Genomic DNA, 13,300 nt, shown 5'->3' on the forward strand with positions numbered 1-13,300 from the left:
GACGACAAACTCCTGGCATACCCGCACCCCCCTGTTTCCTACAGGAGAGGGGTGTCCAAGTGGAAACGATCGCTTTGGTCGCGGCTGTGGTCGGGACCGCGGTGCTGGTGCTCATCGGTTGGTGGCTCTGGCTCCGCAGGGCGTCCACTTTGGTACTGCGCGAGGCTCAGGCCAAGGCCGACCGCATCGAGATGGATGCGGAGCGGCAGGCGGCCAACAAGCTGCGCGAGGTCGAGGTAGCGGCGAAGGAGAAGCTGCTCCAGGCCCGCACCGAATTCGAAAAGGTATCCCGGGAGCGGCGCGCCGAGCTGGAGGCCATGGAGCGCCGTCTCACCCAGCGCGAAGACAATCTGGACAAGCGGTCCGACGAGGCCGCCCAGCGGGAGAAGGATCTCGCCGCCCGCGAGCGGGAGTCCACCCAGCTGGAGCGCAGCCTGGAGAAGAACCAGACGCGCCTCGACCGGCTCATCGCCGAAGAGGAGGCGAAGCTGGAGCGCATCTCCGGTCTCACCGCCCAACAGGCTCGGGAAGAGCTGGTGCGGCTGGCGGAGGGGGACGCGCGCATCGAGTCCGCCCGCCTGATCAAGCGCATCGAGGACGAGGCGCGGGAAAACGCTCAAAAAGAAGCTCAGCGGATCATCGGCATCGCCGTCCAGCGGGCGGCGTCGGATTATGTCGCCGAGACCACGGTGTCGGTGGTGGTCTTGCCCAACGACGAGATGAAGGGACGCATCATCGGCCGCGAGGGGCGCAACATCCGCGCTCTGGAGATGGCCACCGGCGTCGATCTCATCGTCGATGACACCCCGGAGGCGGTGATCGTCTCCAACTTCGACCCGCTGCGCCGGGAGGTGGCCAAGGTGGCCCTGGACCGTCTGATCAGCGACGGCCGCATTCACCCGGCGCGCATCGAAGAGGTGGTGGAGAAGGTCAAGGCGGAGTTCGACGACCGCATCCGCCAGGAGGGCGAGGCCTCGCTGCTGGAGCTCAACATTTCCGGCGTCCATCCGGAGCTGGTCAAGCTCCTGGGGCGCTTGCGCTATCGCACCTCCTACGGTCAGAACGTCCTCAAGCACAGCAAGGAAGTGGCCTTCCTCGCCGGGGTGATGGCCTCGGAGCTCAAGGCCGACGTCCACGTCGCCCGCCGCGCCGGCTTGCTTCACGACATCGGCAAGGCGGTGGATCGGGAGATGGAAGGCTCCCATCTGGAGCTGGGTATCGAGCTGCTGCGCAAGTTCGGCGAGACCGAGGAAGTGATCCACGCCATGGCCTGCCACCACGGCGACTACGATCCGGAGACCGTGGAGGCGGTGCTGGTCACCGCTTCCGACGCCCTCTCCGCCGCCCGCCCCGGAGCCCGCCGCGAGATTCTGGAGACCTACGTCAAGCGGTTGGAGAACCTGGAGCAGATCGCCGCCGGCTTCCGCGGGGTCCAGAAGACCTACGCCATCCAGGCCGGCCGGGAGATCCGCATCATCGTCGACAGCGAGCGCCTCGGTGACGAAGAGGCGCTGTGGCTGTCCAAGGACATCGCCAAGAAGATCGAGGGAGAGCTCACCTATCCCGGTCAAATCAAGGTGACGGTGATCCGTGAGACCCGCGCCGTGGAGTACGCTCGCTAGTCATGATCAAGCTACTTTTCGTCGGCGACGTCATCGGCAAGCCCGGCCGCCGGGCTCTGCAGCGCATGCTCCCCGGGCTGGTGGACCAGCACGGCATCGACTACACCGTGGTCAATATCGAGAATTCCGCCGGCGGTTTCGGAATCACGCCGTCGGTGCTGGCGGAGCTCTCCGAGCTGCCCATCGACTGCTTCTCTTCGGGCAATCACATCTGGGACAAGCGGGACGGGCTGCCGCTGCTGGACGAGGTGCCCAATCTTCTGCGGCCGGCTAACTACCCGGAGGGCAATCCGGGGCACGGCGTCCACGTCGGGGAGACCGCTGCGGGTATCCCGGTGGCGACCCTCAATCTCGAGGGCCGGGTGTTCATGAGCGACCTGGACTCCCCCTTCACCATCGCCGACCGGTTGCTCGCGGAGCTGCCCTCGGAGGTCAAGGTGGTGCTGGTGGATTTCCACGCCGAGGCCACCAGCGAGAAGCAGGCCATGGGCTTCTATCTCGATGGCCGGGTGAGCGCGGTGCTAGGCACCCACACTCACGTGCCGACGGCGGATGAACGCATTCTGGCCGGCGGTACCGCCCTGATCACCGATGTCGGCATGACCGGCCCCTACGATGGCATCATCGGCTTTTCGGCGCAGAAGTCGCTGCAGCGATTTTTGCTCCAGACCGGCAGCCGGCTGGAAGTGGCCAAGGGGGATGTGCGGCTGGCGGCGGCGGTGCTGGACATCGACGAAGACACCGGTCAAGCTCAGTCGGTGCGGCGCCTGCTGGTGCCGGATCACGGGCCCTGAGCCTGTACCCAGCGTGGAAAGGAGAAGCCATGGCCGTTGATGCGGAATTGTTGGAAATCCTGCGCTGCCCCAAGAGCCGGGGTGAGCTGGAGCTGGTGGAGCTGCCGGTGGAGGTGCGCCGAACCCTGGCGGAGAAATACCGCGAGCATTTCCGGGACGAGGAACCGGTGGTGGAGCAGGGTTTGTTGAGCCGTGATTCGTCTCTGGTCTATCCCATCGTCTCCGACATCCCGGTGATGCTCATCGACGAGGCGCTCCCCGCCACGGTTCTCGGGGATGCCGGCGAAGAGTCCGCGACCTCTTGACCGAAGCCCACGGCTCGCCGTCCCCGTCCCCGTCGCTTGGTCAGCGCCGGCGCCTGGGCCGGGGGCTGTTCACCGCCCATCTGCTGACCCTGTTCAGCATCGCGGGGTCCAACGTTCTGCTGGGCCTCAGCGTCCTGGCCGCGCCGTGGACCGTGGACCGCAGCAAGGATCGGCTGCGGCTGTCCCCCCAGGCCCGCCGATGGCTGCTCTTGTTGGGCTGCTACGTGCTGCTCTTGGGCGCCTCGATCCTTTTCTCCTACGATCCCCGGGTCAGCTCCCGCTCCCTGAGCGACGTGTTCAATCTGGCGACGCCGGTGCTCGCCGTGCTCCTGCTGCGTCGGGAGCGTAGCGTCCGGCGGGTGGTGCAGGGATTGGTGATCCTCGGTGGGCTGCTGGCCCTGGCCGGCCTGGTGCAATACGCCTTCGGCTACGACAACCTGGAGCACCGCATCCGCGGCTCCCTGTCCCACTACATGACCTTTTCCGGGGTACTGCTGGTGTGCGATTGCCTGCTCCTTGCCTGGCTGGCTTTCGGCGACGGTCGGCGGCGGTTCTGGGCCTGGGGGGCGCTGGTGGCGATCAACGCCGCCCTGCTGGTCAGCTACACCCGCAACGCCTGGGTTGCCCTGGCGGTGGTGCTGACGCTGCTGGCGCTGGTGCGGGCGCCGAAGTTGCTCCTCGCCTATCTGCCGGTGGGGCTGATCATCCTGCTCTTGGCACCGGTGCCCATCCTGCAGCGGGTGGGCTCGATCTTCGATTTGCGGGATCCCTCCAACTACGATCGTCTGTGCATGGTCTACGCCGGCGCCCACATGGTGGCGGACCGGCCCCTGCTGGGGCTCGGCCCGGAGATGGTGCCGGAACGCTACGCCATCTACCGCCATCCTTCGGCCACCCGCTATTGGGTACCCCACCTGCACAATAGCTGGCTCAACATCGCCGCCGAGCGCGGGCTGGCGTCGCTGGCGGTGCTGGTGGCGCTCTTCGGCTGGAGTGGTTGGACCGCGTGGCGGCGACTGCGGGCGGAGGGCGGCCGGGCCTCGCCGCGGGCGGACCTCTACTACGGCGTGCTGCTAACCCTGGTGGCCTTCACCATCGCCGGCCTGTTCGAGGACAATTGGGCCGATACGGAAGTTCAACGGCTGGTGCTCTTCGTGCTGGTGGTGCCGTTTTGTTTGGGCCCAGCCAGCTCCGAGGAAGCCAGCCCCGAGGAGATGAGCGGGGCCTCCGGGCAAGAACCGGGAGTCGTGTCCTGACCTCAAGCTCGACCGTCGACGTGGTGGGCTGGCGCCCACCCTACAACCGCAGGGCAGCGCCTCTTCCGTAGGGTGGGCGCCAGCCCACCAACGCTCTTGAAGCACCCGCGAATGCTATGATCGCCCATTCCGGTGCGGCATCCGGCGGCGCTGGATATTTTGCTGCCGCAACGCAAACGTCGGGGAGTTCCATGTCCGAGACGGCCACCCGCCTCGATCAGCTGCTGGTCCAGCGCGGCCTGTTTCGCAGCCGCGAGCAGGCACGGCGGGCGGTGCGGGGTGGCGTGGTGGCGGTGGACGGCAGAACCGTGGACAAGCCGTCCCGACCGGTGGCGGAGGACGCCCCGGTGGAGATCCGGGGTCCGGCGGAGCCGTTCGTCTCCCGCGCCGGCGGCAAGCTGGCAGCGGCCCTGGAGACCTTCGCCGTCGATCCTACCGGCTGGGTTTGCCTCGACGTCGGGGCCTCCACCGGCGGTTTTACCGATTGTCTGTTGCAACGGGGCGCGGAGCGGGTCTATGCCCTAGACGTCGGTCACGACCAGCTGGACGAGCGATTGCGCCGAGACCCGCGGGTGATCGTCCACGAGGGGGTCAACGCCCGCTATCTGAAGCCGGGCTTCCTGCCCGAGGCGGTGCAGCTGGCGACCTTCGACCTGAGCTTCATCTCGGTGCTCAAGGTGGTGCCGGCGGTGCTGCCCCTGGTGGCGGAGGGAGGGCTCCTCATCGCTCTGCTCAAGCCCCAATTCGAAGTCGGGCGTTCCGGCGTCGGCAAGGGCGGGGTGGTGCGGGACGAAGCGCGGCGCCGGCAGGTGCTGGAAGAGCGCCGCGAGGAATTGTCCGGCCTCGGTTTACGCTTTCTAGGGAGAGTGGACTCGCCGGTACCCGGCAAGACGGGGAATCGCGAGGAGCTGGTGTGCTTCCAGCGGCCCGCAGCCCGGCGGCTGGTGGATCGAGGCACGAAACGGGAGCCGGCGGGTCTTTAGGAGTTGGCGGCGGACGAGCGCCGAGGAGACGAAATCATCGTGGATCATCCATCGCAGCGCGGCCCCATCGACCCTTCGGCACCAGACTCGGACTCGCCAGACCCGGAGCGCCGGGAGAGCGCTGGCGAGGTTTTGGGAGAGACTCGCTTTCGGCGTGTCGGCGTGGTGGCAAAGCCCGAGATCGAGGCCATGCGGGTCGCCGGGGAGCTCGGGGAGTGGCTGCGCCGGCGGCAGATGGAGGTGCACCTGGACGCCCGCACCTTGGCGCAGGTGGGCAATGGAGCCACCGGCTGCTTCGACCCTTCCGGGGACTACGACCTGGTGGTGGCTTTGGGCGGCGACGGCACCCTTTTGGGAGTCGCTCGGCGGCTCAACGGCGACACGCCGCTGCTGGGGGTCAACCTGGGGAATTTGGGCTTCCTCACCGAGGTAGGCCGCACCGAGCTGTATCCGACCCTGGTCAAGGTCCTCTCCGGTGACTTCGAGCTCGAGGAGCGCTCTCTGCTCCAGGTCACCGTCTTCCCCCAGGACGGCTCGCCCCAGCGTTTCCAGGCGTTCAACGACGCGGTCATCGCCAAGGGGGCGCGCTCGCGCATCGTCGAGCTCAACCTGAGCGTCGATCAACATCCGGTGGCCCGCTATCGCGCCGACGGCATGATCATCTCCACCCCCACCGGTTCCACCGCCTACAATCTCTCCGCCGGCGGCCCCATCCTCTTCCCCCAGCTGCCCGCCACGGTGCTCGCCCCCATCTGTCCCCACACCCTGTCGCTGCGCCCCATGGTGGTGCCCAGCTACGCCTGCATCGAGGTGGTGTTGGAGACTCGGGACGAGGAGGTCTTCGTCACCATCGACGGCCAGGAGGGCACCACTCTGGCGTACCACGACCGGGTGCAGATCACCCGCAGCCGCTCGTGTATCCATCTGGTGAAGACGTCGAACCGAACCTTCTACGACAGCCTGCGGGGCAAGCTGCGCTGGGGCGGCCTGTCCTCCGAACCGGCCAAGAAATCGTGAGCCCATCCCCGCGGTCCCTATCCGCACCAGGAGTCACCGCCGGCTAGCCGTCGGCGGTGGCTTGCAGCATGAAGAGCCCTGCTTCCAGCACGCCTGCTTCTCCGGAGCCTGCGCCGGACTCTGCGCCCGGTCCGTCTCCCGGTGGGGGCACCGCCTCGAAGGCTGGCAAGGAACGCCCCAAGGGCCGCCGCTGGCGGGCATTGCGGCGTTGGCTGATTCGAGGGGTCCTGTGGATTGCCGCGCTGCTGGCATTCCTGGTCTTCGTAGGGACCGTGTCGGTGCGCAGCGCAGCGGTGCGGGAGGCGTTGCGCCTGCAGGTGGTGGATCGCCTGAGCAGCTCGTTGGAGCGGTCCGTGACCCTGGAGGAAGTGGATTTCTCCCTCCTACCGCCGGTGCTCGAGCTGCAGGATCTGCGGGTGGCGGCGGAGGCTACCGGGGATCCGCCGGTGTTGACGGTGGAACGGCTGCGGCTGGAGGGGGCGATCCTCAATCCCTGGCGGCGGCGCTGGCGGCTGCGCCAGGTGGAGGTGGTGCGGCCTCATCTGCGGCTCACCGTGGATCCCGAGGGCGAGATCAACCTGCCCCTGCCGGAGGCCGGGGACGGCGGCCAGGTGCGCATCGGCGCCCTGCTGGTGGAGGATGGCGTGCTGGAGTTCGAGGAGCAGCAGTGGCCCTTGACCCTGAACGCCCAGGACGTGCGGGCGCGGATGGTGGGAGAAGGGCCGGGCCGGCTCCAGGGGCAGGCGACGGCGGCGTCGGTGCAGCTGCGGCTGCCGCAGGCCGAGAATTATCCGCTGGAGGTCACCGTCAACGGCCGCTACGGCCCGGGGGAGGTGATCCTGGATTCGGTGCGGGCGGTGGGCGAAGGTCTCTCCATGGACGCCGCCGGCAGTGTTTCCTGGGGGCGCTCGCTGCGCGAGTCCGGGGCGGCGGAGCGCTATCTGGTAGAGCTGGAGACGACCCTGCGGGGCAGCTCCCAAGTGCTCACGGACCTCGGCTATTTGAACGGTGAGCTCAGCGGCCCATTGCGCACCGAAGGCGTGTTTCAGGCGTGGGACGGTGAATGGGGCTATCAGGGCACCGCATCTTCCCCGGAGCTGGAATGGTCCGGGCGACGGCTGGAGAGCTTGAGCGGTGAGCTCAGCGCCGATCGCGAGCGGGTGCACCTGGACCTGCAGCGGGGCTCCTACGCCGGCGGCGACCTCCGGGGCTGGGCGGTGGTGGAGCTGGAGTCACCGACCTATCCGGTGGAGGTGGATCTGGACTTCCGGGGCGTGCCCCTGGATCGCCTGCTGGCCTCCGAGGGACTTTCCCTCTCCGGCTTCGCCAGCGTCGTGGACGGCGAGCTCGACTATCGATCGGTGCAGCAGGGGAGGGATCGAGGCTATGGCTGGGGACAGTTCGAAATCTCGCCCACCTCGGGACCAGGAGTCGCCCTGGCGGGCACCGTACCGCTGACCATCGAGGACGGGCTGGTGTCGAGTCAGGCGGTGCTGCTGGGCTCGGAGCGCCAGCGCCTCTTCTTCGGTGGCAGCTACGACCTGGCGCGCTTGGAAGGAGCCTTCGACTACGAGCTCAACAGCCACGATCTGGTGGAGCTTTCGGCCCTCTTGCTGCCCTTCCTGGGGGGCGATGCGGAAGCCCCCTGGGTGCCCCAGAGCGGCGAAGGGCAGATCCAGGGGAGCCTGGCGGTGAGCCGCGGTGACCCTACCCTGGCGGCGCGGCTGAACCTCCGTGATGTGGCCACCAGCCAGGTGGCGGCGGAGCGGGTGCGGGGCAGTGTGCAGGTGGAGAACGGCTCGGTGGATTACCTGAGCGTCGAGCTGATGGAAGGCGAGGCGGCGCTGTTGATCACCGGCACGGTGCGCCCCCAGGATTCCCAAAGAGTCTCGCAGGGGCCCACGGGAGGAGCTGCGGGAGGTTCTCTGAGCCCCAGCGCTCCGGCTCAGGGCTTCGTCTTCCAGACCGCCGCCGTCCCGGGACCGGTGGGGGACGGCGTGCCGCGGCGGCCGGAGATCGAGCTCGACTTCGATGCCCTCGACTGGCCTCTGAACACCATCGGCTATTGGCGCGACCTGAACTTGCCCCTCGCCGGTCCGGTGAGCGGCCGGCTGTCTCTGGTGGGGGACGGAGTGGATCTTTCCGGCCGCATCCGGGCGGCGGTGGCACCGGCGGAGCTGCTGGAACGCTCGGTGGAGGAGGTTCGGGGGGAGCTGGCTTGGGACTCAGAGGGCCTGGACATTCGCAAGCTCATGGTCACCGCGGCAGCGGGCTCGGCGGAGGTGCAGGGGAGCTTCGATCCGGTGACCGGTGCCATGGACTTGGATGTGGAGTCCGAGCTGGAGCTCGCCGGTGAGCCGTTGGCGAGCCTGCTGGGCGGTGGGCTGGCGGGGCGCGTGCGCCTCGAGGGGACCCTCGGTGGGAGCCTCGAGGACCCCCGGGTGGAGCTCGCCGGCGAGGTGGACGCAATGCAGGTGCTGGGCCGCTCTCTGGCCCGGCCGGGGGTGACCGCGGCGCAGCTGGAGGCGAGCTGGGACGGTGAGCGGGTGGAGGCCGAGGGAGAGCTGCTGGGGCTGCTGCGCTTCGCCGGCGGCGGGGCCCTGGACCGCAGCCAGGCGGCTCTCGACTTCGCCGTCTCCAGCCCCGAGCTGCGGGGCTTGGTGGAGCTGGTGACGGATCGGCCGGTGCCGGAGCTGGAAGGCGAGCTCGCCGGCCGGCTGCGGGTTCGGGGACCGGTGACCGAGCCTTCGGAGTTCGTGGCGGAGCTGGAGCTGGATCGCCTGGAAGGCGGCTATTCCGGAGCCTTCATCGAGCAGCTGGAGCCCACCCGGGCGACCCTCCAGGGCACCCGCCTCACCGTCGATTCCCTCTATCTGGGCAACCGGGAACGGGAGAGCGACTTCTTCGCCACCGGCGCTCTCGAGCTGGCCCCCGGGGGCACGGTGGACCTATCGGTGCAGAGCAGCCTCAGCACGCTCTGGCTGCGGCCGGTGGTGGTGGAGTTGGGGCTGCCGGAAGAGTTCGCGGCGCCGGGGCGCTTCGATCTCTTGGGTCGCCTCGTGGGGCCTTTGGACGGGCCCTATCTCGACGGTCAGGCCCAGGTCACCCTGGAGCCCTTCGTGATCCCCACCGTGCCCCAGGCGGTGGAAGACTTGAACGCCCGCATCGCCTTCTACCAGGACCGGGCGGAGCTGGAGAATCTGGAAGCGCGGGTGGGGGACGGCCGCATCGTCGCCCGGGGGACGGTGGAGCGGGAGCCCGACGGCGGCATCGGTGGCTACCAGGTCTACACTCATCTGGAGGATTTGAAGGTGCTCTTCCCGGAGGGCTGGTTGCAGCAGGGGGATGCCGAGCTGTGGCTCTCCTCCAGCGACAGCGGCCGGGATCTCCAGGGGCTGGTGGAGCTGGAGCAGGTGCGCTATCTGGAGGATTTGGAAGTAGGTTTGGGCAACGCCATCCAGGGGCTGCTGGAGACCGAGCGCCAGGAGGTGGGGTCGACCAATGAATGGCTCGCCGGTACCCGGGTGGATCTGCTCATCGAGGCTCCCCAGGCTCTGCGGGTGCGCAACCGCTCCGCCGATCTGCGGGGGGATCTGGACCTGGAGCTGCGGGGAACCTTGGCCCGGCCGGTGCTCCTGGGCACCATCGACGTGCAGCCCGGCGGTACCCTGGTCTACGCCGACAACGAATACCGCATCGAGCGCGGCCTGGTGACCTTCGCCAACCTCTACCGCACCGAGCCGGTGGTGGACCTGGTGGCCACTTCCCGGGTGCGCAGCTACGAGGTGGTGCTCAACCTCTCCGGCACTCCCGAACGGCTGGAGGTGGATGTCAACTCCGACCCGCCGCTCCCCCAGCTCGACCTCATGGCCCTGGTGGCCGGCGGCGCGCCGGTGGACCGCAACGCCCGGCCGACGCTGCCGGGTTCCACCGACGACGGGCAGCTGGACGCCCAGGCCTTCCTCTACGGCCAGGCCGCCAGCGCCATCACCGACCGGGTCAATGTGCTCTTCGGTCTCGACAAGCTGCGGGTGGACCCGCTGCCCAACAGCACCGGTTCTTCGTCCGTGCGGCTGACCGTGGGCAAACGGCTGAGCAACGACTTCTACATCACCTACTCCCGGGATCCCTCCACCACCGAGGAGGACATCTTGGAGGCGGAGTGGCAGGTGACCTCGAATCTGGTGCTGGTCTTCACCCAGAACGGGGACGGATCTTTCTCCGTCGACGCCCTGTGGGATCAACGGTTTTGAGCTTCCCGGTTCTCAGCCGTCCCTGGCCCAGTCGTTGGTCCAATCGTTGGGTACGGGGACTGCTCGGGGCGATGCTCTTGGCATTGGGAATCGCCGCGCCGACGGCTGCTCAGACGCCCGCGAACGCCGCTCCGGAGGCCGAGACTCCTCTGCGGGAAGCTCCCCGGATCAGCGCCGTCGAGATGCGCAGCGAGCTCCCTTCGGCTCGGGTGCAGCACCTCCGCGACCTCCTCGATTTCGGCCCCGGGGACCGGCTCACCGAAGGCACCGTGCGCCGCAGCCTTCGGGAGCTGCTGGCCAGCGGCGAGGTGGCGGAGGTGGCGATCTATCGCCGCCCCGACCCCGCCCGGGACGGCCAGGTGGTGGCGGTGGTGGCTCTGTGGCCTCATCTCATCGTCTCCGAGGTCGTATTGGAGGGCGAACCAAAGCTGCCGGAGGAGCGTCTGCGGTCGCGGCTGGGACAACGGGCCGGCGACCCGCTGATGGAAGGACGGGTCTTGCAGGGCCTCTACCGCATCGAGGAGCAGCATCGGGAGGCCGGCTACCTGGAGGCCCAGGCACGGCTTCAGGTGCGTCCCGGAGACGGCCCCCAGCGGGTCGTGGTGGTCTATGGCATCGAGCCCGGCCCCCGCACCCTGGTGGGGAAGGTGCAATGGGTCGGCGACCTCGGGCCGTTCTCCACCGTCGAGCTGGAAGAGCAGCTGCGCGCCGGCCCTGGAGAGCCGTACGACAGTCGCCGGCTGGAGGAGGATCCGCGGCGATTGCGTCGCTATCTGGTGCAGCAAGGCTACCGGCAGGTGCGGGTGGAAGCTCCGCGAACGGACCTGCGGGACGGTGCGGTGGACCTCGCCTACAACGTCGATCTCGGCCGTCCGGTGGCCGTGGTGGTGCGCGGCGCGGAGCAGGAGAAGCTCGAGAGGAAGGGGCTGCTGCCGTTTCTCGACGAGGATGGCTATGACCAGGCGCTGTTGATCCGCACCCGGGACCGGCTGCGCAACCACTATCAGGAGAAGGGTCATTACCGCGTTGAGGTGGAGGCCTATGAGGAGGCCCGTGAGGCATCGGGGGAGGCGTCGGAGGAGACGGCAGTTGAGGACCAGCCCCTGACGGTGGTGGTGGAGATCGAGCCCGGCCCGGTCATGGCGCTCGAAGAGCTGGAGCTGGAGGGCAATCGATCCTTTGCGGACGCTCGTCTGTCCGCCCTCATGGCCACCCAGCCCCGGCGTCGCCTGCTCCCCGGCAGCGGCTACCTGGTGGACGATGTGCTGGCGGAGGATCTGGACAACCTGCGAAGCTTCTACGCCCTGGAGGGTTTCTGGCAGGCCGAGGTGGGAGAGCCGACGATCTCTCAGGAGCTGGCGCCGGGAACCGACAAGGGTACCCTTCGAGTGACCGTCCCCATCGAGGAGGGCCCCCGCCGGCTGGTGGCGTCCTTCCAGCGCTCCGGGGTGGAGCACCTGCCGGAGAGCGCGTTGCCTCCCGCCCCACCGCTGGAGGAAGGCGGGCCCTATCACCCCCTGCGGGTGGAGGAGGCGGTGGAGCAGCTGCGCTTGGCCTACCAGGGGGCGGGCTTCGAATGGGTCCAGATCACCCCGCGGCTGGACTGGCTGGACGAAACCCTGGTGGACGTCACCCTGGAGGTGCTGGAAGGCCCCCGCATGCTCCTCGACCGGCTGGTGCTGCGAGGCAATCAAAAGACCGACGACGACATCCTGCGCCGCTTCATCGACCTGGAGTCCGGCAGCCCGGTGTCGCGGCAGCAGCTGTTGGAAGTGCAGCGGGATCTGTCCCGGCTGGGGGTTTTCTCGCGGGTGGACGTGCGGCTGCTGCCCGGCGAGGTGGGGGGACGCGACCGGGACGTGGTGGTGCGGGTGGAGGAGGGGACCGCTCAGCGGGTTTCCTACGGCCTGGGTTACGACTCCGACGACGGCGTCCGGGGACTCTTGGGGTACAGCCACCGCAACCTCTTCGGCCGCGCCCTGGCGCTGCAGATGGACACGCGGCTGAGCGAGCGGGACCAGCTCTACCGAGTATCCCTCCAGCAGCCCTATCTGCTCCGCTGGGACATCCCGGTGACCTATTCCCTCTTTAGTTTCCTGGAGGATCGTCAGAGCTTCGACCAGGACAGCCGAGGCCTGCGCATCGAAGCCTATCGTCTGCTGCCCCGGCGCCGGTGGGGCCTGGTGGCGGATCTGCGCTATATCGATTTGGAGAACGTCGAAGGCTCCCTGGACCGTATCGAGCGCCAGGATCGGGAGATCGAGATCACCAGTCTGATCCCCAGCCTGCTGCTGGATCACCGCGACGATCCCTTCGACCCCACCGAGGGTTGGAGCACCACCTTGCAGCTGCAATACGCCTTCCCGGCGTTCTCCACCGACGCCCACTTCCTCAAGCTCTTCGTCCAGCAGAGTCACTACCTGCCCCTGGGGCGCGCCGGGGTGGTGGCTGCCAGTCTGCGCATGGGAGCCATCGAGCCGGTGGGGGACGAGCTGGGGCCGGTGCCCCTGTCGGAGGATCAGGTGGATAATCCGGTGCCTATCGGTGAGCGCTTCTTCCTCGGTGGTCGCACCACCCACCGCTCCTTCGACCGCGACTTGTTGGGCATCACCGGCGTCACCCGCATCGCCGATCCCACCGGTGACGGCGGCGTGGAGCTGCTGCCGGTGGGTGGCAACGGTCTGCTGTTGGCGAATCTGGAATACCGTTTCCCGATTCTCGGTCCCCTCGGGGGCACGGTCTTCGCGGATGTCGGCAACGTCTGGCGCGACTGGCGGGACGTCGATCCGGAGCAGCTGCGCTACGGCGTCGGAGTGGGCCTACGCTACAGTTCCCCCATCGGACCGGTGCGCCTGGAGGTGGGCTTCAACTTCGATCAGGAGCCCGGGGAAGACCGCACGGAAGTGCATCTGACCTTCGGCAATCCCTTCTGACATATCTGCATCTTTCCCCCCTCGGTTGGCTTCGGGTTATTTGTTTCGCTTCGTCGTAAAGAAGGCTTCGCTAAAGATTCTGTAGACAATGTTGGATCCTTGTTGCGATTGCGTATCTGTGATGTACTTTTAGACCG

Annotated in this window: 8 protein-coding genes; all 8 read left to right on the forward strand. The window is 68.0% G+C overall.

The features are described 5' to 3' along the window. Window positions 1-59: 59 nt before the first annotated feature. The 8 genes from rny (at window position 60) to SX243_07240 (ending at window position 13,163) form a co-directional block, all read left to right on the forward strand. Window positions 60-1,622: a ribonuclease Y gene (gene rny, locus SX243_07205; GenBank protein ID MDY7092742.1), complete on the forward strand. Its 1,563-nt coding sequence runs from the start codon at window positions 60-62 to the stop codon at window positions 1,620-1,622. 2 nt (window positions 1,623-1,624) lie between these two features. Further along, window positions 1,625-2,416, forward strand: coding sequence for a TIGR00282 family metallophosphoesterase (locus SX243_07210; GenBank protein MDY7092743.1), 792 nt, complete (start codon window positions 1,625-1,627; stop codon window positions 2,414-2,416). A 29-nt stretch (window positions 2,417-2,445) separates the two neighbouring features. Then, complete coding sequence (locus SX243_07215; protein ID MDY7092744.1) at window positions 2,446-2,721, forward strand: Trm112 family protein; 276 nt, start codon at window positions 2,446-2,448, stop codon at window positions 2,719-2,721. Next, window positions 2,718-3,977: an O-antigen ligase family protein gene (locus SX243_07220; protein ID MDY7092745.1), complete on the forward strand. Its 1,260-nt coding sequence runs from the start codon at window positions 2,718-2,720 to the stop codon at window positions 3,975-3,977. The genes SX243_07215 and SX243_07220 overlap by 4 nt, the downstream gene beginning before the upstream one ends. 191 nt (window positions 3,978-4,168) lie before the next feature. Beyond that, window positions 4,169-4,960 (forward strand): TlyA family RNA methyltransferase, encoded by a 792-nt coding sequence (locus SX243_07225; protein MDY7092746.1) that lies wholly within the window; start codon window positions 4,169-4,171, stop codon window positions 4,958-4,960. Window positions 4,961-4,999: 39 nt separating this feature from the next. Beyond that, window positions 5,000-5,977: an NAD(+)/NADH kinase gene (locus SX243_07230; GenBank protein ID MDY7092747.1), complete on the forward strand. Its 978-nt coding sequence runs from the start codon at window positions 5,000-5,002 to the stop codon at window positions 5,975-5,977. 68 nt (window positions 5,978-6,045) lie between these two features. Next, window positions 6,046-10,230 (forward strand): translocation/assembly module TamB domain-containing protein, encoded by a 4,185-nt coding sequence (locus SX243_07235; protein MDY7092748.1) that lies wholly within the window; start codon window positions 6,046-6,048, stop codon window positions 10,228-10,230. A 77-nt stretch (window positions 10,231-10,307) separates the two neighbouring features. Continuing rightward, window positions 10,308-13,163 (forward strand): BamA/TamA family outer membrane protein, encoded by a 2,856-nt coding sequence (locus SX243_07240; GenBank protein ID MDY7092749.1) that lies wholly within the window; start codon window positions 10,308-10,310, stop codon window positions 13,161-13,163. Window positions 13,164-13,300: the final 137 nt, after the last annotated feature.

The sequence above is a fragment of the Acidobacteriota bacterium genome (genome assembly GCA_034211275.1).
Lineage (GTDB): Bacteria > Acidobacteriota > Thermoanaerobaculia > Multivoradales > JAHZIX01 > JAGQSE01.

What these genes read in the sequence shown, in the direction of transcription:
- SX243_07210 (MDY7092743.1), top strand. Translation starts at nt 1,625, where the DNA reads ATGATCAAGCTACTTTTCGTCGGCGACGTCATCGGCAAGCCCGGCCGC.
- SX243_07215 (MDY7092744.1), top strand. Translation starts at nt 2,446, where the DNA reads ATGGCCGTTGATGCGGAATTGTTGGAAATCCTGCGCTGCCCCAAGAGC.
- SX243_07235 (MDY7092748.1), top strand. Translation starts at nt 6,046, where the DNA reads ATGAAGAGCCCTGCTTCCAGCACGCCTGCTTCTCCGGAGCCTGCGCCG.
- SX243_07225 (MDY7092746.1), top strand. Translation starts at nt 4,169, where the DNA reads ATGTCCGAGACGGCCACCCGCCTCGATCAGCTGCTGGTCCAGCGCGGC.